This is a genomic window from Pseudomonas sp. KBN12P06040 (genome assembly GCF_037574965.1).
Taxonomy (GTDB): Bacteria; Pseudomonadota; Gammaproteobacteria; order Pseudomonadales; family Pseudomonadaceae; genus Pseudomonas; species Pseudomonas aeruginosa.
This window is the reverse complement of the sequence record NZ_JBBELS010000001.1, coordinates 6,264,500-6,284,878: the sequence shown is the minus strand read 5'-3', so window position 1 is coordinate 6,284,878 and position 20,379 is coordinate 6,264,500. Positions and strand designations below refer to the sequence as shown.

The 20,379-nt window shown below is 61.6% G+C and carries 12 protein-coding genes, 2 tRNA genes and 3 rRNA genes; 13 read left to right on the top strand and 4 right to left on the bottom strand.

What is annotated here, in order from left to right:
- Positions 1-213: 213 nt before the first annotated feature.
- A complete protein-coding gene (locus tag VQ067_RS29555) occupies positions 214-1,590 on the bottom strand; it encodes an L-serine ammonia-lyase (protein WP_003111339.1) in 1,377 nt (458 codons plus the stop codon).
- A gap of 463 nt (positions 1,591-2,053) precedes the next feature.
- Between VQ067_RS29555 and VQ067_RS29550 the strand changes: the two genes are divergently transcribed.
- From VQ067_RS29550 to choV, 3 genes are read left to right on the top strand one after another with little or no spacing between them, the layout of a single operon-like run.
- The gene (locus VQ067_RS29550) at positions 2,054-2,992 is read left to right on the top strand and encodes a choline ABC transporter substrate-binding protein (protein WP_003104841.1); all 939 of its coding nucleotides are present in this window, start codon (positions 2,054-2,056) and stop codon (positions 2,990-2,992) included.
- A 41-nt stretch (positions 2,993-3,033) separates the two neighbouring features.
- On the top strand, positions 3,034-3,873 hold the full coding sequence (gene choW, locus VQ067_RS29545) for a choline ABC transporter permease subunit (protein WP_003096692.1): 840 nt from the start codon (positions 3,034-3,036) through the stop codon (positions 3,871-3,873).
- Between the two features lie 3 nt (positions 3,874-3,876).
- Positions 3,877-5,055, top strand: coding sequence for a choline ABC transporter ATP-binding protein (gene choV, locus VQ067_RS29540; protein ID WP_003096690.1), 1,179 nt, complete (start codon positions 3,877-3,879; stop codon positions 5,053-5,055).
- A 216-nt stretch (positions 5,056-5,271) separates the two neighbouring features.
- On the opposite strand, the gene VQ067_RS29535 is transcribed toward choV, so the two are convergent.
- A complete protein-coding gene (locus VQ067_RS29535; protein WP_003122396.1) occupies positions 5,272-6,822 on the bottom strand; it encodes a BCCT family transporter in 1,551 nt (516 codons plus the stop codon).
- Between the two features lie 332 nt (positions 6,823-7,154).
- Between VQ067_RS29535 and betI the strand changes: the two genes are divergently transcribed.
- From betI to betA, 3 genes are all read left to right on the top strand, one after another.
- Positions 7,155-7,748, top strand: a complete 594-nt coding sequence (gene betI / locus VQ067_RS29530; RefSeq protein WP_003096684.1) for a transcriptional regulator BetI — start codon at positions 7,155-7,157, stop codon at positions 7,746-7,748.
- Positions 7,749-7,808: 60 nt separating this feature from the next.
- Positions 7,809-9,281: a betaine-aldehyde dehydrogenase gene (gene betB, locus VQ067_RS29525; RefSeq protein ID WP_033990354.1), complete on the top strand. Its 1,473-nt coding sequence runs from the start codon at positions 7,809-7,811 to the stop codon at positions 9,279-9,281.
- A 135-nt stretch (positions 9,282-9,416) separates the two neighbouring features.
- Entirely contained in the window at positions 9,417-11,102 is a 1,686-nt protein-coding gene (gene betA, locus VQ067_RS29520; RefSeq protein ID WP_033990352.1) for a choline dehydrogenase, read from the top strand.
- 45 nt (positions 11,103-11,147) lie between these two features.
- Here betA and VQ067_RS29515 read toward each other — a convergent pair whose 3' ends face one another.
- Complete coding sequence (locus tag VQ067_RS29515) at positions 11,148-11,552, bottom strand: acyl-CoA thioesterase (protein WP_003096677.1); 405 nt, start codon at positions 11,550-11,552, stop codon at positions 11,148-11,150.
- 287 nt (positions 11,553-11,839) lie between these two features.
- Here VQ067_RS29515 and VQ067_RS29510 point away from each other — a divergent pair, with 287 nt between their 5' ends.
- Positions 11,840-13,156 carry an MFS transporter gene (locus tag VQ067_RS29510; protein ID WP_003096675.1) on the top strand — a complete coding sequence of 439 codons (1,317 nt, stop codon included), beginning with the start codon at positions 11,840-11,842 and terminating at the stop codon, positions 13,154-13,156.
- On the opposite strand, the gene VQ067_RS29505 is transcribed toward VQ067_RS29510, so the two are convergent.
- Positions 13,105-13,569 carry a hypothetical protein gene (locus VQ067_RS29505; protein ID WP_152990879.1) on the bottom strand — a complete coding sequence of 155 codons (465 nt, stop codon included), beginning with the start codon at positions 13,567-13,569 and terminating at the stop codon, positions 13,105-13,107. The two genes, VQ067_RS29510 and VQ067_RS29505, sit on opposite strands and share 52 nt — an antisense overlap.
- Before the next feature lie 152 nt (positions 13,570-13,721).
- On the opposite strand from VQ067_RS29505, the gene VQ067_RS29500 reads away from it, so the two are divergent.
- From VQ067_RS29500 to pstS, 6 genes are all read left to right on the top strand, one after another.
- Positions 13,722-15,257: ribosomal RNA gene (locus VQ067_RS29500) — 16S ribosomal RNA — on the top strand.
- Between the two features lie 64 nt (positions 15,258-15,321).
- Positions 15,322-15,398: transfer RNA gene (locus VQ067_RS29495), tRNA-Ile, on the top strand.
- A gap of 28 nt (positions 15,399-15,426) precedes the next feature.
- Positions 15,427-15,502 (top strand) — tRNA-Ala (locus VQ067_RS29490).
- A 226-nt stretch (positions 15,503-15,728) separates the two neighbouring features.
- Positions 15,729-18,619 (top strand): 23S ribosomal RNA (locus VQ067_RS29485).
- Positions 18,620-18,763: 144 nt separating this feature from the next.
- A 5S ribosomal RNA gene (gene rrf, locus VQ067_RS29480) occupies positions 18,764-18,879 on the top strand.
- Together the 16S, 23S and 5S rRNA genes with 2 tRNA genes alongside form the textbook arrangement of a ribosomal RNA operon.
- Before the next feature lie 403 nt (positions 18,880-19,282).
- Positions 19,283-20,254: a phosphate ABC transporter substrate-binding protein PstS gene (gene pstS, locus VQ067_RS29475; RefSeq protein ID WP_003096673.1), complete on the top strand. Its 972-nt coding sequence runs from the start codon at positions 19,283-19,285 to the stop codon at positions 20,252-20,254.
- The last annotated feature ends 125 nt before the right edge of the window (positions 20,255-20,379 follow it).

Sequence of the window (20,379 nt, the reverse complement as noted above, 5' to 3'; positions counted from 1 at the left end):
CAGCATGGGCGACGGCTGGCGGCGCGCCGCGCGCCTGGGCATTTCGGTAGCACCAGGGCGGCCCCCGGCGAGAAGGCGGGGCAGCGGCCGTGGCGACAAAGGTAACGACGGGCGGCGAGCCGTTACCCCGCAGTGTGACGGATGGCGACCGCCCGGTCACGCGTCATATGCGCCAAAAAGTGGCGTCTCGATCGTTTCGTGAGCAATTCCGGTTCAGCACTCGATGGCGTTCACCGCCAGGCCCCCGCGCGAGGTTTCCTTGTACTTGTCGTGCATGTCGGCGCCGGTGTCGCGCATGGTGCGGATCACCTTGTCCAGCGAGATGAAATGCTGGCCGTCGCCGCGCAAGGCCATTTGCGCCGCGTTGATGGCCTTCACCGCGGCGATCGCGTTGCGCTCGATACAGGGTACTTGGACCAGCCCGCCAACCGGGTCGCAGGTCAGCCCGAGGTTGTGTTCCAGGCCGATCTCGGCAGCGTTCTCGACCTGCGCCGGGGTGGCGCCGAGGACTTCCGCCAGGCCGGCGGCGGCCATCGCGCAGGCCGAGCCGACCTCGCCCTGGCAGCCGACCTCGGCGCCGGAGATCGAGGCGTTCTTCTTGCACAGGATGCCCACCGCGGCGGCGGCCAGCAGGTAGTCGACGACGTCGCGGTCCTGGGCGTCGGGATTGAACTTCATATAGTAGTGCAGCACCGCCGGGATGATCCCCGCCGCGCCGTTGGTGGGCGCGGTGACCATGCGTCCGCCGGCGGCGTTCTCCTCGTTCACCGCCAGGGCGAACAGGTTGACCCATTCCATGGCGCTGAGGGTCGAGCCGATCACGTTGGGCTTGCCGATCTCCTGCAGGTTGCGGTGCAGGCGCGCGGCGCGGCGTTGCACGTTGAGCCCGCCGGGAAGGATGCCTTCGTTGCGCAACCCGTTGTCGACGCAATCGCGCATCGCCTGCCAGATGCGCCGCAGGCCTTCGCGGATGTCGGTCTCGCTGCGCCAGATGCGTTCGTTAGCCAGCATCAGCTCGGATACCCGCAGGTTGTGGCGCTTGCACAGCAGCAACAGTTCCTCGGCGCTGGAGAAGTCGTAGGGCAGCACCGTGTGGTCCTGGTCGAGCTGTCCCGAGGCGGCCTGTGCCGCATCGACCACGAAGCCGCCACCCACCGAGTAGTAGGTCTCCTGGTGCAGTTCGCCTTGCTCGCCGTAGGCGACCAGGGTCATGGCGTTGGGGTGGTAGGGCAGGTTCTCGTCGAGCAGGCGCATGTCGCGCACCCAGTCGAACGGTACCGCCACGCGGCCGTCCAGTTGCAGCAGGCCGCTATCGAGTAGCGCGGCCATGCGCGGGGCGATCTGGGTCGGGTCGATACGATCCGGCCATTCGCCCATCAGGCCCATGATCACCGCGCGATCGGTGCCGTGGCCGACGCCGGTGGCGGACAGCGAGCCGTACAGGCGCACTTCGAGACGCCGCACCGCCGACAGCGCCTGGCGTTGGCGCAGGGCAGCGGTGAACAGCGCGGCGGCGCGCATGGGGCCGACGGTATGCGAACTGGACGGGCCGATACCGATCTTGAAAAGGTCGAACACACTGATAGCCATGCCGGCCTCCGGGATTGCCGCGGCATCCGTGCCTGCGTAGTGGGGGTGGCGGCTCCTCCGCCCGCGATTCCTGCGCATCATCGGGCTTTCCCCGAGGCGGGCCGCATCCGCCACCGACCCGGCCATGTCCAAAAGCGCCGCGTCCGCGCCCGGATCGGGGAACCTCTGCGGCCGAGGGGCGTCTGCACCTGCACGGCGTCGGAATGAGAACGGGCTCGCGCCGCTCCGAAAACGGCATCCGCTGGTCGCCGGCAAAGACCACTATGATTGAATGCGACACAGCGGGTACTGAATGCGACCCCGCCTGCACTGGTTGCGACCCACCCTGTAGGCGACGGATGCGTCCTGTTTCATGATCGTTCACGAATTGCCCGCTGAGGGCCGCTACCGGTCGGCCCGATACAGATAGACCGCCGCGCCCTTCGGGGTAGCGCCGGCGCCTTACCCTGCAGAGGAGTTCGCTATGAAAGGTTGCAAGTCTTGGCTGCTGGCCGTGTCTCTGTGCGCACCGCTGGCAGCCCAGGCCGCGGAGCCCGAATCCTGTGCGTCGGTGCGTTTCGCCGACGTCGGCTGGACCGACATCACAGTGACCACCGCGGTCACCCGCCAGGTCCTCGAGTCCCTCGGCTACAAGACCAAGGTCAATCTGCTCTCGGTGCCGGTGACCTACCGCTCCCTGGCCAACAACGACCTCGACGTATTCCTGGGCAACTGGATGCCCACCATGACCAACGACATCAAGCAGTACGCCGAGAAAGGCACGGTCGAGACGCTGCGCGCCAACCTGGAGGGCGCCAAGTACACCCTGGCGGTTCCCCAGTACGTCTACGACGGCGGCCTGCGCAGCTTCGCCGATATCGCGAAGTTCTCCGACAAGCTGGGCAACAAGATCTACGGCATTGAGCCGGGCAACGACGGCAACCGCGTCGCCCAGAGCATGATCGACAAGAACGCCTTCGAACTGGGCAAGTTCAAGTTGGTGGAATCCAGCGAGGCGGGCATGCTCTCGCAGGTGCAGCGGGCCATCCGGCGCAACCAGTGGGTGGTGTTCCTCGGCTGGGAGCCGCACCCCATGAATACCCGCTTCCAGATGAAGTACCTGGAAGGCGGCGACGACTTCTTCGGCCCCAACTATGGCGGCGCGACCATCTACACCAACGTGCGCAAGGGCTACGCCCAGGAGTGCGCCAACGTCGGCCAACTGCTGAAGAACCTCAGCTTCACCCTCGAGATGGAGAACAAGCTGATGGACGCGGTACTCAACGAAAACAAGAAACCCGAGGAAGCCGCTAAGGCCTGGTTGAAGGATCACCCGGAACAGCTGGATGCCTGGCTGGCCGGTGTCACCACCCGCGACGGGCAGCCTGCCGCAGCCGCGGCCAAGCTGGCGTTCGCCAAGTAGGCGACCGGTCGTTCATTTCCCGCTCTTGATGGACCCTGATTATGTTCCTGACTGATCACAAGCTCCCGCTGGGAGAGCAGATCGCCGGTTTCGTCGACTGGCTGACCCTGCATGGCGCATCGTTCTTCGACAAGATCTCCGACACCCTGGAGTTCCTCATCCATGGCGTCACCAACGGCTTGCTCTGGTTCAACCCGTTGGTGCTGATCGCCTTGCTGGTAGGGCTGGTGCATTTCATCCAGCGCAGCTGGGGGCTGACCGTGTTCGCCCTGGCCTCGTTGCTGCTGATCCTCAACCTGGGCTACTGGCAGGAGACCATGGAAACCCTCGCCCAGGTGATATTCGCCACCCTGGTGTGCATCGCCGTGGGCGTGCCGCTGGGCATCGTCGCCGCGCACAAGCCGTGGTTCTACACCGCGCTGCGGCCGTTGCTGGACCTGATGCAGACGGTACCGACCTTCGTCTACCTGATCCCGACCCTGACCCTGTTCGGTCTCGGCGTGGTGCCGGGCCTGATCTCCACGGTGATCTTCGCCGTCGCCGCGCCGATCCGCCTGACCTGCCTGGGTATCCAGGACGTGCCGGCGGAGCTGCTCGACGCCGGCAAGGCCTTCGGCTGCTCGCGCTGGCAACTGCTCACGCGCATCGAGCTGCCGCACGCGATGCCGAGCATCGCCGCCGGCATCACCCAATGCATCATGCTCTCCCTGTCGATGGTGGTGATCGCCGCGCTGGTCGGCGCCGATGGCCTCGGCAAGCCGGTGGTGAACGCGCTGAACACCGCCGACATCTCCCTCGGCTTCGAAGCCGGCCTGGCCATCGTCCTGCTCGCCATCCTGCTCGACCGGGTGTGCAAGCAGCGCGCCGTGAAGGGGAAATAAGCCATGACCGCGATCCGATTCGACCATGTGGACGTCATCTTCGGCACCCACACCAAGGAAGCCCTGAAGCTCCTCGACCAGGGCCTCGGCCGCGCCGAGATCCTCAAGCGCACCGGCCAGGTGCTCGGCGTCGAGGACGCCTGCCTGGACGTCAACCGCGGCGAGATCTGCGTGCTGATGGGACTTTCCGGCTCCGGCAAGTCGAGCCTGCTGCGCTGCATCAACGGCCTGAACAAGGTCAGCCGCGGCAAGCTGCTGATCGAGCACGAAGGTTCGCAGGTGGACATCGCCAACTGCTCGCCGGCGACCCTCAAGGCCATGCGCACCAAGCGCATCGCCATGGTGTTCCAGAAGTTCGCCCTGATGCCCTGGCTGACGGTGGCCGAGAACGTCGGCTTCGGCCTGGAGATGCAGGGCCGTCCGGCCGCCGAGCGGAAGAAGCTGATCGACGAGAAGCTCGAGCTGGTCGGTCTCTCGCAGTGGCGCGACAAGCGTCCTGACTCGCTCTCCGGCGGCATGCAGCAGCGCGTCGGCCTGGCTCGCGCGCTGGCGATGGATGGCGACATCCTGCTGATGGACGAACCGTTCTCCGCCCTCGACCCGCTGATCCGCCAGCAATTGCAGGACGAACTGCTGGTGCTGCAACGGCAACTGCACAAGACCATCGTGTTCGTCAGCCACGACCTCGACGAGGCGCTGAAGATCGGCACCCGCATCGCGATCATGAAGGACGGCCGGATCATCCAGCACGGCAAGCCGGAAGAGATCGTGCTGAGCCCCGCGGACGACTACGTGCGTACCTTCGTCGCCCATACCAACCCGCTCAACGTGCTGTGCGGCCAGAGCCTGATGCGTGGCCTCGACCAGTGCATCCGGCAGAACGACGAGATCTGCTTCGACCAGGGCCGCGACTGCTGGATCGGTCTCAGCGAAGGCGACGTGCTCAAGGGCGCGCGCCAGGGCAGCAACGTCATCGACCTGCAACGCTGGCGCCAGGGCGACCCGGTGGAGAAGCTGCGCCGCGAACCGACCCTGGTGGATGTCAGCATCCGTATGCGCGATGCCCTGCAGATTCGCTACCAGACCGGCCACAAGCTGGTCCTGCAGGAGCAGGACAGGGTGGTCGGGGTGCTCGGCGACAGCGAGCTGTACCACGCGCTGCTGGGCAAGAACCTCGGCTGACCCCCAAGGCCCGCTCGGGGCCGCTGCGAATGCCCGGCGCTGCCGGGCATTCGCGTTTATCCTCCGCGCTTTTTCCGTCTGTTCTTCCTTTCGCACGCTCCCGCGCGCCGGTTCCTGCGGCATGCGCCGGGCGCCGGGCGGCAGAAAAGAAAGGCCCGGCGAAACGCCGGGCCAAGTACGCACCTGATTGGCGAGGGCGCCCTAGCGGCGCCGGATTCAGGTCTGGTGCTGGGTTGGCGCCGGCACTGGCTGGTAGGTGCGGCGGTCGCCGACCTGGGCCTCGTAGTCGGCGCGCATGGCCTTGTGCAGGCCGAACATGAACAGGATCAGCACCGCCGAGAACGGTAGCCCGGCGAGCACCACGACGGTTTGCATCGCCGTGAAGTTGCCGGCGAACAGCAGGCCGATGGTGACTAGCGTGACGACGGCCGACCAGAGGATGCGCAGCCAGTTCGGCGCGTCCTCGTCCAGCTCGCCGCCGCTGCGCGAGAGATTGGCCAGCATCACCGAGCCGGAATCCGCCGGGGTGAGGAACAGCACGAAGCCGACGAAGATCGACAGGCCGATGACGATCTTCGACAGCGGATAGTGTTCCAGCAGCAGGTAGATCGACATCGACGGCTGTTCCAGCGCGGCCTTGCCCAGGTCGGTCGCGCCGTGGTTCATCACCAGGTCCAGGGCGCTGTTGCCGAATACCGACAGCCAGGCCAGGGTGAAGCCCAGCGGGATCAGCAGCACCCCGCAGACCAGTTCGCGCACGCTGCGACCGCGGGAGATGCGGGCGATGAACATACCGACGAAGGGCGCCCAGGAAATCCACCAGGCCCAGTAGAACAGGGTCCACAGGCCCAGCCATTCCTCGCTCTTGCCGGCGCCGGCACCGGTGTAGACGTAGAGGTCGAAGGTCTTCAGCACCAGGCCGTCGAGATAGTCGCCGAGGTTCTGTACGAAGCCGTTGAGCAGTTCCAGGGTCGAACCGCAGACCAGCACGAACAGCAGCAGCGAGCTGAACAGCACGATATTCAGGTTGGACAGCCGGCGGATGCCTTTCTCGACACCGGAGACCGCCGCCAGGGTGGCGACCAGGCTCATCACCAGGATCACCGCCAGCAGGGTGCCTTTGCTGTGCGGCATGCCGGTCAGGTACTCGAGACCGGACGACACCTGCAAGGCGCCGATGCCCAGGTTGGTCACCAGCCCGAGAAGGGTGACGAAGATGCCGAAGCAATCCACCGCGTGGCCCGCGGCGCCTTTCACCCAGCGCTCGCCGAGGATCGGATAGAGCGCCGAACGCAACGCCAGCGGCTGGCGATGGCGGTAGGCGAAATAACCGACGGCGAGGCCGACCAGGGCATAGATCGCCCAGCCGTGCAGGCCCCAGTGGAGGAAGGTCAGTTGCAGCGCCTGGCGCGCCGCCTGAGGGCTGCCGGGAACGCCTTCGGGCGGGTGGTAGAGGTGGTCGATCGGCTCGGATGCGGCGAAGTAGAGCAGCGAGATGCCGATCCCGGAGGAGAACAGCATGCCGGCCCAGGCGCCGTAGCTGAAGTCCGGCTTTTCATGCTCCTCGCCGAGCTTGAGGGTGCCGAAGCGCGAGAAGGCCACCCAGGCGACGAAGAACAGGTAGGCGCCGATGGCCAGCATGTAGTACCAGCCGAAGCTGTGCGACAGCCACGCCTGGATGCGGCCGAGCAAGGCTCCGGCGCTGTCGGGATAGAGGATGAGGGCGGCGGTCAGAACCAGGATCAGTGCGGTCGAGCCGAAGAACACGATCGGATTCAGACGTACCTGCTCGTTTGTTTTTATTGGCGAAGCAGTACTCATTGGAGGATGACCCCATGGCAGTGAAAGCATGGCGGCTTATGGCCGCGGACTACAGACACAGCATTGCCACCCCACTTGAAGCCCGGATTCTGCGATCCTTGGCGGACTTCGGCGACGAGGTGATGAACGGCGCGGGCCAGGTTGCACGCAGGCTGGGAGCCGCTCATGGACGCCGAGCTTATTCTTAGTTGATTGAACGTTCAATAAAAACAAAATAGACTGGCCACCAATGACGTCGGTCGGTGCCCGCACGCACCCATCGACGAGAGGAGATAGCAATGCCCAAGGTCGGTATGCAGCCCATCCGCCGCTCGCAACTGATTCACGCCACCCTGGAGGCGGTCGATCAGGTCGGCATGGGAGACGCCAGCATCGCCCTGATTGCCCGCCTGGCGGGTGTTTCCAACGGCATCATCAGCCACTACTTCCAGGACAAGAACGGCTTGCTGGAAGCGACCATGCGGCACCTGCTCAGCGCCTTGAGCAAGGCCGTACGCGAACGCCGCGCGGCGCTCTACGACGACAGTCCGAGGGCGCACCTGCGAGCGATCGTCGAAGGCAACTTCGACGACAGCCAGGTCAATGGTCCGGCGATGAAGACCTGGCTGGCGTTCTGGGCGACCAGCATGCACCAGCCGGCACTGCGTCGATTGCAGCGGGTCAACGACCATCGCCTGTATTCGAACCTGTGCTACCAGTTCCGCCGCCAGCTCTCGGCGGACGACGCCCGCGCCGCGGCACGCGGCCTGGCGGCCCTGATCGACGGCCTGTGGTTGCGTGGCGCGCTGACCGGCGACGCCTTCGATACCGACGAGGCCCTGAACATCGCTTACGACTACCTCGACCAGCAGTTGGCAAAACAGTCGGGGTAGGGACGAAAACCCCCGCGGCGCCGCCTTGCGCCTGCGATACCGATAAGAGAGGACTGCAACATGGCCCGATTCGAAGAACAGAAGCTCTACATTGGCGGTCGCTACGTGGAGGCCAGCAGTGGCGCCACCTTCGAGACCATCAACCCGGCCAACGGCGAAGTGCTCGCCAAGGTCCAGCGGGCTTCCAGGGAAGACGTCGAGCGGGCCGTGCAGAGCGCCGTCGAGGGGCAGAAGGTGTGGGCGGCGATGACCGCCATGCAGCGCTCGCGCATCCTCCGTCGCGCCGTCGACATCCTCCGCGAGCGCAACGACGAACTGGCCGCCCTGGAAACCCTGGATACCGGCAAGCCGCTGGCGGAAACCCGCTCGGTGGACATCGTCACCGGCGCCGACGTGCTCGAGTACTACGCCGGCCTGGTCCCGGCCATCGAAGGCGAGCAGATTCCCCTGCGCGAAACCAGTTTCGTCTACACCCGCCGCGAGCCGCTGGGCGTGGTCGCCGGCATTGGCGCCTGGAACTACCCGGTGCAGATCGCCCTGTGGAAATCCGCCCCGGCCCTCGCTGCCGGCAACGCGATGATCTTCAAGCCCAGCGAAGTCACCCCGCTGACTGCCCTCAAGCTGGCCGAGATCTACACCGAGGCCGGCGTGCCGGACGGCGTGTTCAACGTGCTCACCGGCAGCGGACGCGAAGTCGGCCAGTGGCTGACCGAGCACCCGCTGATCGAGAAGATCTCCTTCACCGGTGGCACCTCCACCGGCAAGAAAGTCATGGCCAGCGCTTCCAGCTCGTCGCTGAAGGAAGTGACCATGGAGCTGGGCGGCAAGTCCCCGCTGATCATCTTCCCCGACGCAGACCTCGACCGTGCCGCCGACATCGCCGTCATGGCCAACTTCTTCAGCTCCGGCCAGGTCTGCACCAACGGCACCCGGGTGTTCATCCACCGTTCCCAGCAGGCCCGCTTCGAAGCCAAGGTACTGGAGCGCGTGCAGCGCATCCGTCTCGGCGACCCGCAGGACGAGAACACCAACTTCGGCCCGCTGGTCAGCTTCCCGCACATGGAAAGCGTGCTCGGCTACATCGAGTCCGGCAAGGCGCAGAAGGCTCGCCTGCTGTGCGGCGGCGAGCGTGTGACCGATGGAGCGTTCGGCAATGGCGCCTACGTCGCGCCGACCGTGTTCACCGATTGCCGCGACGACATGACCATCGTCCGCGAGGAAATCTTCGGCCCGGTGATGAGCATCCTGGTCTATGACGACGAAGACGAGGCGATCCGCCGCGCCAACGATACCGAGTACGGCCTCGCCGCCGGCGTCGTGACCCAGGACCTGGCCCGCGCCCACCGCGCCATCCATCGCCTGGAAGCCGGCATCTGCTGGATCAATACCTGGGGCGAGTCGCCGGCGGAAATGCCGGTCGGCGGTTACAAGCAATCCGGTGTCGGTCGCGAGAACGGTCTCACCACCCTGACTCATTACACTCGCATCAAGTCCGTGCAAGTGGAGCTGGGCGACTACGCCTCGGTGTTCTGAGCCTCGACGCAGCGCTCGAACCCCTAACCAGGCCGGTCCCAGGCAACGCTCCCTGACACCGGCCATTCCGAACTTCCAGACACCGGCGCGCCAGCGTCGCGGCCGGTGTCATGCCGAGAAAAGAGGAAGGCCTGCATGTCCCAGGAATTCGACTACATCATCATCGGAGCCGGCTCTGCCGGTAACGTACTCGCTACCCGCCTCACCGAAGATGCCGACGTCAGCGTCCTGCTGCTCGAAGCCGGCGGTCCCGACTACCGCTTCGACTTCCGCACCCAGATGCCGGCGGCCCTTGCCTTCCCGCTGCAGGGGCGGCGCTACAACTGGGCCTACGAGACCGACCCCGAGCCCTACATGAACAACCGCCGCATGGAGTGCGGTCGCGGCAAGGGCCTGGGCGGCTCCTCGCTGATCAACGGCATGTGCTACATCCGCGGCAACGCCCTGGACTTCGACGGCTGGGCCAAGGAGCCGGGCCTCGAGGACTGGAGCTACCTCGACTGCCTGCCGTACTTCCGCAAGGCGGAAACCCGGGACATCGGCCCCAACGACTACCATGGCGGCGACGGCCCGGTCAGCGTGACCACGCCGAAGGCCGGCAACAACCCACTGTTCCATGCGATGGTCGAGGCCGGCGTGCAGGCCGGCTACCCGCGAACCGATGACCTCAACGGCTACCAGCAGGAAGGCTTCGGCCCCATGGACCGGACCGTCACCCCGGAGGGCCGTCGCGCCGCCACCGGGCGCGGCTACCTGGACCAGGCCCGCGGCCGGCCCAACCTGACCATCGTCACCCACGCCCTGAGCGACCGCATCCTGTTCAGCGGCAAGCGCGCCATCGGCGTCTCCTACCTGGTGGGCAACGGCGACAACCCGGTCACCGCCCACGCCCGCCGCGAAGTATTGGTGTGCAGCGGCGCGATCGCCTCGCCGCAATTGCTGCAACGCTCCGGCGTCGGCCCGGCGGCCCTGCTGCGCGACCTGGACATCCCGGTGGTGCATGACCTGCCGGGCGTCGGCGCCAACCTGCAGGATCACCTGGAACTCTACCTGCAGTACGCCTGCAAGCAGCCGGTGTCGATCTACCCGGCGACCAAATGGTGGAACCAGCCGGCCATCGGTGCCCAGTGGCTGTTCCTCGGCAAGGGCCTCGGCGCCAGCAACCAGTTCGAGGCTGGCGGCTTCATCCGAACCCGCGAAGCGTTCGAATGGCCGAACATCCAGTTCCATTTCCTCCCGGTGGCGATCAACTACAACGGCAGCAAGGGCGTGCAGGAGCACGGCTTCCAGGCGCACATGGGCTCGATGCGCTCGCCGAGCCGCGGGCGCATCCACCTGAAGTCCAGGGACCCGCGCCAGCATCCGAGCATCCTGTTCAACTACATGTCCCACGAGCAGGACTGGCAGGAGTTCCGCGACGGCATCCGGCTGACCCGCGAGATCATGAACCAGCCGGCGCTGGACCCCTATCGGGGCCGCGAGTTGAGCCCAGGGGTGAACGTGCAGTCGGACGCCGAACTCGACGAGTTCATCCGCAACCATGCGGAGACCGCTTTCCACCCATCCTGCTCGTGCAAGATGGGCAGCGACGACATGGCGGTGGTCGATGGCCAGGGACGGGTCCATGGCATGGAAGGACTGCGAGTGGTGGATGCGTCGATCATGCCGCTGATCATCACCGGCAACCTCAATGCCACCACCATCATGATGGCCGAGAAGATCGCCGACAGGATCCGCAGTCGCCAGCCGCTGCCGCGCAGCACGGCGAAGTACTACGTGGCCGGGGATGCGCCGGTACGCGGCAACCCCGTGCGGGCCTGAGGAACGCGCAAACAAGAACGCCGGCGATAGCCGGCGTTCCTGCGTCTAGCCCCGGCGTGGCGGGACCGGGCGGGTGCGCCCGCTGCCATCGATGGCGACGAACACGAACACCGCCTCGGTGACTTTGCGCCATTCGCTGGACAGCGGGTCGTCGCTCCACACCTCGACCAGCATGCGGATCGAGCTGCGACCGACTTCCAGGGTCTGGGTATAGAAGGAAAGCTGGGCACCTACCGCGACCGGCACCATGAAGGCCATGCGGTCGATGGCGACGGTGGCGATACGGCCGCCGGCGATCTTGCTGGCCATGGCGGTTCCCGCCAGGTCCATCTGGGATACCAGCCAACCGCCGTAGATATCGCCGAAACCGTTGGTTTCGCGCGGCAGCGCGGTAATCTGCAAGGCCAGGTCTCCCTGGGGAATGGGGTCTTCTTGTTCAAGCTCGATCATAGGTAAGGGCCTCGTGCCCCCCGGATTTCTTGTTCAAGCGCGGTTTAGGGGAAAACTCTCCCAAAACGCCTGCCGGTGCAAGGTCTTGGGACAGCTTTCAGAGGCGCCCGGGCATTATATAGAGGAGTAGGGCGGCCGACGACCGCCCGGTTCTCTCTTCGACCGACTGTGTGGACATTCGTCGATTTGCTATGGTTTCGCTCCTGCGTCCCCGGGTCGCAGGTCGACACGCCTGCCGGTCGAACCCCGCTCATGCTTGCTGAACGAATAAAGAGAACAATCCCGACATGCCATCCGCGAATGCTCCCGAGGCGCCGGCCCAGCGTCCATTGACCCGCAGCGACTACAAGACCCTGTCCCTCTCCGCCCTGGGTGGAGCGCTGGAGTTCTACGACTTCATCATCTTCGTGTTCTTCGCCACCGTGGTCGGCAAGCTGTTCTTCCCGGCGGACATGCCGGAATGGCTGCGTCAGCTGCAAACCTTCGGCCTGTTCGCCGCCGGCTACCTGGCGCGGCCGCTGGGCGGCGTGATCATGGCCCACTTCGGCGACCTGCTCGGGCGCAAGCGCATGTTCACCCTGAGCATCTTCATGATGGCGGTGCCGACCCTGATCATGGGCCTGCTTCCGACCTACGCGCAGATCGGCATCTGGGCGCCCCTGGCGCTGCTCCTGCTGAGGGTGATCCAGGGCGCCGCGATTGGCGGGGAGGTACCGGGGGCCTGGGTCTTCGTCGCCGAGCATGTACCGGCACGGCATGTCGGTTATGCCTGCGGGACGCTGACTTCCGGCCTGACGGCGGGCATCCTGCTGGGCTCGCTGGTGGCTACTGCGATCAATAGCTTCTATAGCGCGACAGAGGTGCAGGACTACGCCTGGCGGATACCCTTCCTGCTCGGCGGGGTGTTCGGCCTGTTCTCGGTCTACCTGCGCCGCTGGCTGCACGAGACGCCGGTATTCGCCGAGCTGCAGCAACGCAAGGCACTGGCAGAGGAAGTGCCGTTGAAAGCGGTGGTCCGCGATCATCGTGGCGCCGTCCTGGTGTCGATGCTGCTGACCTGGGTGCTGTCGGCCGCGATCGTGGTGGTCATCCTGATGACCCCTACCGTTCTGCAGAGCGTATACGGCTTCGATGCCGCCACGGCGCTCAAGGCCAACAGCCTGGCGATCGTCTGCCTGACCCTTGGCTGCATCGTCGCCGGGCGCATGGCGGATCGTTTCGGCGCGGGGCTGACTTTCGTCGCCGGTAGCGTGCTGCTGGCGCTGGTGTCCTGGAGCTTCTACGGCAACCTCAAGGCCCACCCGGACTGGCTCTTTCCTTTATATGCACTGACCGGCTTCTTCGTCGGCATCGTCGGCGCCGTTCCCTACGTGATGGTCAATGCGTTCCCACCGGTTGTGCGTTTCTCCGGCCTGTCCTTTTCCTACAACCTGGCCTACGCCATCTTCGGTGGGCTGACGCCGATGGCGGTGGCCCTGCTGCTCAAGCAGAGCCCGATGGGGCCGGCTTACTACGTGGTCACTCTGTGCCTGGTCGGCTTCCTCGTCGGGCTCTACCTGCTGGCGCAGAAAAAGCCGGCTGGCGAGGCGGTTTCGGTGGGCTGAAAGCGCTTCCGGCGGTTATTTGAATTATTTTTGAAATAATCGTTGACGCCAGTTTCTATCTCCCTATAATGCGCACCACTCCCGGCGACGACGAAGAGTAAATGCTTGAAAATCAAGGATTTACGGATTCTCTCCCAGGAGTGGTGAAGCGCTTCGGCAGGTTGTTCGCCGCAGCGGTTCGGTCCCGAAAGGGATTCGAAACGAAGCTTCACCGAGGTGCTTGACAGCGAGTTTGAACGCTGTAGAATGCGCCTCCCGCTGATCGGAAGATGGTTTGAAGGTCGGCGCAAGCGGTTGAGTAGAAAAGAAAATTTTCGAAAATAACGCTTGACGGAAAGAGAGGTTGCTGTAGAATGCGCGGCCTCGGTTGAGACGAAAGCCTTGACCAACTGCTCTTTAACAAGTCGAATCAAGCAATTCGTGTGGGTGCTTGTGATGTAAGACTGGTGATCGCAAGATTATCAGCAACGCAAGTAACACTCGTGAATTCGAGAGTTTTATCTCTTTTTAAGAGAATGCGATTGCTGAGCCAAGTTTAGGGTTTTCTCAAAACCCAAGCAGTATTGAACTGAAGAGTTTGATCATGGCTCAGATTGAACGCTGGCGGCAGGCCTAACACATGCAAGTCGAGCGGATGAAGGGAGCTTGCTCCTGGATTCAGCGGCGGACGGGTGAGTAATGCCTAGGAATCTGCCTGGTAGTGGGGGATAACGTCCGGAAACGGGCGCTAATACCGCATACGTCCTGAGGGAGAAAGTGGGGGATCTTCGGACCTCACGCTATCAGATGAGCCTAGGTCGGATTAGCTAGTTGGTGGGGTAAAGGCCTACCAAGGCGACGATCCGTAACTGGTCTGAGAGGATGATCAGTCACACTGGAACTGAGACACGGTCCAGACTCCTACGGGAGGCAGCAGTGGGGAATATTGGACAATGGGCGAAAGCCTGATCCAGCCATGCCGCGTGTGTGAAGAAGGTCTTCGGATTGTAAAGCACTTTAAGTTGGGAGGAAGGGCAGTAAGTTAATACCTTGCTGTTTTGACGTTACCAACAGAATAAGCACCGGCTAACTTCGTGCCAGCAGCCGCGGTAATACGAAGGGTGCAAGCGTTAATCGGAATTACTGGGCGTAAAGCGCGCGTAGGTGGTTCAGCAAGTTGGATGTGAAATCCCCGGGCTCAACCTGGGAACTGCATCCAAAACTACTGAGCTAGAGTACGGTAGAGGGTGGTGGAATTTCCTGTGTAGCGGTGAAATGCGTAGATATAGGAAGGAACACCAGTGGCGAAGGCGACCACCTGGACTGATACTGACACTGAGGTGCGAAAGCGTGGGGAGCAAACAGGATTAGATACCCTGGTAGTCCACGCCGTAAACGATGTCGACTAGCCGTTGGGATCCTTGAGATCTTAGTGGCGCAGCTAACGCGATAAGTCGACCGCCTGGGGAGTACGGCCGCAAGGTTAAAACTCAAATGAATTGACGGGGGCCCGCACAAGCGGTGGAGCATGTGGTTTAATTCGAAGCAACGCGAAGAACCTTACCTGGCCTTGACATGCTGAGAACTTTCCAGAGATGGATTGGTGCCTTCGGGAACTCAGACACAGGTGCTGCATGGCTGTCGTCAGCTCGTGTCGTGAGATGTTGGGTTAAGTCCCGTAACGAGCGCAACCCTTGTCCTTAGTTACCAGCACCTCGGGTGGGCACTCTAAGGAGACTGCCGGTGACAAACCGGAGGAAGGTGGGGATGACGTCAAGTCATCATGGCCCTTACGGCCAGGGCTACACACGTGCTACAATGGTCGGTACAAAGGGTTGCCAAGCCGCGAGGTGGAGCTAATCCCATAAAACCGATCGTAGTCCGGATCGCAGTCTGCAACTCGACTGCGTGAAGTCGGAATCGCTAGTAATCGTGAATCAGAATGTCACGGTGAATACGTTCCCGGGCCTTGTACACACCGCCCGTCACACCATGGGAGTGGGTTGCTCCAGAAGTAGCTAGTCTAACCGCAAGGGGGACGGTTACCACGGAGTGATTCATGACTGGGGTGAAGTCGTAACAAGGTAGCCGTAGGGGAACCTGCGGCTGGATCACCTCCTTAATCGAAGATCTCAGCTTCTTCATAAGCTCCCACACGAATTGCTTGATTCACTGGTTAGACGATTGGGTCTGTAGCTCAGTTGGTTAGAGCGCACCCCTGATAAGGGTGAGGTCGGCAGTTCGAATCTGCCCAGACCCACCAATTGTTGGTGTGCTGCGTGATCCGATACGGGGCCATAGCTCAGCTGGGAGAGCGCCTGCTTTGCACGCAGGAGGTCAGGAGTTCGATCCTCCTTGGCTCCACCATCTAAAACAATCGTCGAAAGCTCAGAAATGAATGTTCGTGAATGAACATTGATTTCTGGTCTTTGCACCAGAACTGTTCTTTAAAAATTCGGGTATGTGATAGAAGTAAGACTGAATGATCTCTTTCACTGGTGATCATTCAAGTCAAGGTAAAATTTGCGAGTTCAAGCGCGAATTTTCGGCGAATGTCGTCTTCACAGTATAACCAGATTGCTTGGGGTTATATGGTCAAGTGAAGAAGCGCATACGGTGGATGCCTTGGCAGTCAGAGGCGATGAAAGACGTGGTAGCCTGCGAAAAGCTTCGGGGAGTCGGCAAACAGACTTTGATCCGGAGATCTCTGAATGGGGGAACCCACCTAGGATAACCTAGGTATCTTGTACTGAATCCATAGGTGCAAGAGGCGAACCAGGGGAACTGAAACATCTAAGTACCCTGAGGAAAAGAAATCAACCGAGATTCCCTTAGTAGTGGCGAGCGAACGGGGATTAGCCCTTAAGCTTCATTGATTTTAGCGGAACGCTCTGGAAAGTGCGGCCATAGTGGGTGATAGCCCCGTACGCGAAAGGATCTTTGAAGTGAAATCGAGTAGGACGGAGCACGAGAAACTTTGTCTGAACATGGGGGGACCATCCTCCAAGGCTAAATACTACTGACTGACCGATAGTGAACCAGTACCGTGAGGGAAAGGCGAAAAGAACCCCGGAGAGGGGAGTGAAATAGAACCTGAAACCGTATGCGTACAAGCAGTGGGAGCCTACTTGTTAGGTGACTGCGTACCTTTTGTATAATGGGTCAGCGACTTATATTCAGTGGCAAGCTTAACCGTATAGGGTAGGCGTAGCGAAAGCGAGTCTTAATAGGGCGTTTAGTCGCTGGGTATAGACCCGAAACCGGGCGATCTATCCATGAGCAGGTTGAAGGTTAGGTAACACTGACTGGAGGACCGAACCCACTCCCGTTGAAAAGGTAGGGGATGACTTGTGGATCGGAGTGAAAGGCTAATCAAGCTCGGAGATAGCTGGTTCTCCTCGAAAGCTATTTAGGTAGCGCCTCATGTATCACTCTGGGGGGTAGAGCACTGTTTCGGCTAGGGGGTCATCCCGACTTACCAAACCGATGCAAACTCCGAATACCCAGAAGTGCCGAGCATGGGAGACACACGGCGGGTGCTAACGTCCGTCGTGAAAAGGGAAACAACCCAGACCGCCAGCTAAGGTCCCAAAGTTGTGGTTAAGTGGTAAACGATGTGGGAAGGCTTAGACAGCTAGGAGGTTGGCTTAGAAGCAGCCACCCTTTAAAGAAAGCGTAATAGCTCACTAGTCGAGTCGGCCTGCGCGGAAGATGTAACGGGGCTCAAACCACACACCGAAGCTGCGGGTGTCACGTAAGTGACGCGGTAGAGGAGCGTTCTGTAAGCCTGTGAAGGTGAGTTGAGAAGCTTGCTGGAGGTATCAGAAGTGCGAATGCTGACATGAGTAACGACAATGGGGGTGAAAAACACCCACGCCGAAAGACCAAGGGTTCCTGCGCAACGTTAATCGACGCAGGGTTAGTCGGTTCCTAAGGCGAGGCTGAAAAGCGTAGTCGATGGGAAACAGGTTAATATTCCTGTACTTCTGGTTACTGCGATGGAGGGACGGAGAAGGCTAGGCCAGCTTGGCGTTGGTTGTCCAAGTTTAAGGTGGTAGGCTGAAATCTTAGGTAAATCCGGGGTTTCAAGGCCGAGAGCTGATGACGAGTCGTCTTTTAGATGACGAAGTGGTTGATGCCATGCTTCCAAGAAAAGCTTCTAAGCTTCAGGTAACCAGGAACCGTACCCCAAACCGACACAGGTGGTCGGGTAGAGAATACCAAGGCGCTTGAGAGAACTCGGGTGAAGGAACTAGGCAAAATGGCACCGTAACTTCGGGAGAAGGTGCGCCGGCTAGGGTGAAGGATTTACTCCGTAAGCTCTGGCTGGTCGAAGATACCAGGCCGCTGCGACTGTTTATTAAAAACACAGCACTCTGCAAACACGAAAGTGGACGTATAGGGTGTGACGCCTGCCCGGTGCCGGAAGGTTAATTGATGGGGTTAGCGCAAGCGAAGCTCTTGATCGAAGCCCCGGTAAACGGCGGCCGTAACTATAACGGTCCTAAGGTAGCGAAATTCCTTGTCGGGTAAGTTCCGACCTGCACGAATGGCGTAACGATGGCGGCGCTGTCTCCACCCGAGACTCAGTGAAATTGAAATCGCTGTGAAGATGCAGTGTATCCGCGGCTAGACGGAAAGACCCCGTGAACCTTTACTGTAGCTTTGCACTGGACTTTGAGCCTGCTTGTGTAGGATAGGTGGGAGGCTTTGAAGCGTGGACGCCAGTTCGCGTGGAGCCATCCTTGAAATACCACCCTGGCATGCTTGAGGTTCTAACTCTGGTCCGTAATCCGGATCGAGGACAGTGTATGGTGGGCAGTTTGACTGGGGCGGTCTCCTCCTAAAGAGTAACGGAGGAGTACGAAGGTGCGCTCAGACCGGTCGGAAATCGGTCGCAGAGTATAAAGGCAAAAGCGCGCTTGACTGCGAGACAGACACGTCGAGCAGGTACGAAAGTAGGTCTTAGTGATCCGGTGGTTCTGTATGGAAGGGCCATCGCTCAACGGATAAAAGGTACTCCGGGGATAACAGGCTGATACCGCCCAAGAGTTCATATCGACGGCGGTGTTTGGCACCTCGATGTCGGCTCATCACATCCTGGGGCTGAAGCCGGTCCCAAGGGTATGGCTGTTCGCCATTTAAAGTGGTACGCGAGCTGGGTTTAGAACGTCGTGAGACAGTTCGGTCCCTATCTGCCGTGGACGTTTGAGATTTGAGAGGGGCTGCTCCTAGTACGAGAGGACCGGAGTGGACGAACCTCTGGTGTTCCGGTTGTCACGCCAGTGGCATTGCCGGGTAGCTATGTTCGGAAAAGATAACCGCTGAAAGCATCTAAGCGGGAAACTTGCCTCAAGATGAGATCTCACTGGGAACTTGATTCCCCTGAAGGGCCGTCGAAGACTACGACGTTGATAGGCTGGGTGTGTAAGCGTTGTGAGGCGTTGAGCTAACCAGTACTAATTGCCCGTGAGGCTTGACCATATAACACCCAAACAATCTGACGATTGTGTGTTGTAAGGTGAAGTCGACGAACCGAAAGTTCGCATGAACCGCAAAACACCTTGAAATCACATACCTGAATCCGGATAGACGTAAGCCCAAGCGAACGGATATCCAACCGAATTGCTTGACGATCATAGAGCGTTGGAACCACCTGATCCCTTCCCGAACTCAGAAGTGAAACGACGCATCGCCGATGGTAGTGTGGGGTCTCCCCATGTGAGAGTAGGTCATCGTCAAGCTCCTATCCCAAAACCCCTGGTCAGCGATGATCAGGGGTTTTGCTTTTGCGCGCGGAAAAAGGCGTGCTTCCTCGCTTCTTTTCTCGACTGCGAATGCCGGCGGCAACTGTCACAATTGCCCTGGAAACTACCCATCCTGCATGAAACGGATGGACGGCTACCTCCCCCAGGCGGATCGAAAACGCGCTCCAGAGGGCCTCCCGGGCCCCTCCGTGAAAGGCTGGAGCCCTTGTGTTTCCAGGCTTTCAGGGGTGTGGCAGGGCTTCTCCCAAGGCTTGCGGAAAAATGTCGGAAGGCTGATGGCATTTCATCCAACTGTCACATTCCTTTCATAGAGTCTTCATGCGGCCTGACGATACTGGCCCCCGTTCCATCCAACCCCATCCTGTCCAAGGAGCAAGGCATGAAACTCAAGCGTTTGATGGCGGCCCTGACGTTCGTCGCCGCAGGCGTAGGCGCCGCTTCCGCGGTAGCCGCGATCGACCCGGCGCTGCCGGAATATCAGAAAGCCAGCGGTGTGTCGGGCAACCTGTCGAGCGTCGGCTCCGACACTCTGGCCAACCTGATGACCATGTGGGCCGAGGAGTACAAGCGCCTCTATCCGAACGTGAACATCCAGATCCAGGCTGCCGGTTCTTCCACCGCGCCGCCGGCCCTGACCGAAGGCACCGCCAACCTGGGCCCGATGAGCCGCAAGATGAAGGACGTCGAGCTGCAGGCTTTCGAGCAGAAGTACGGCTATAAGCCGACCGCCGTCCCGGTCGCTGTCGACGCCCTGGCGATCTTCGTGCACAAGGACAACCCGATCAAAGGCCTGACCATGCAGCAGGTCGATGCGATCTTCTCCGCTACCCGCCTGTGCGGCAGCAAGCAGGACGTGAAGACCTGGGGCGACCTGGGCCTGACCGGTGACTGGGCGAAGAAGCCGGTGCAACTGTTCGGCCGCAACTCGGTTTCCGGCACCTACGGCTACTTCAAGGAAGAAGCCCTGTGCAAAGGCGACTTCCGTCCGAACGTCAACGAGCAGCCGGGTTCGGCTTCCGTGGTGCAGTCGGTCAGCCAGTCGCTGAACGGCATCGGCTACTCCGGTATCGGCTACAAGACCGCCAGCGTGAAGACCGTGGCCCTGGCCAAGAAGGAAGGCGCTGCCTTCGTCGAGGACAACGAGCAGAACGCCCTGAACGGCACCTACCCGCTGTCGCGCTTCCTCTACGTCTACGTGAACAAGGCGCCGAACAAGCCGCTGGATCCGCTGGAGGCTCAGTTCCTCAAGCTGGTTCTGTCCAAGACCGGCCAGCAGGTCGTGGTCAAGGACGGCTACATCCCGCTGCCGGCCAAGGTGGCCGAGAAGGCGATCAAGGAACTGGGCCTGTAATCCAGTGACTTGAGCGGATGGCCCAGCGATGGGCCGTCCAGGCATGAAGGCTCTGCCGGCGGGCGCTAGGACCCGCCGGCCTTTCCCGCCAGCGAGGCTCTGCTGGCGGGCTTTGTTGCGTCATG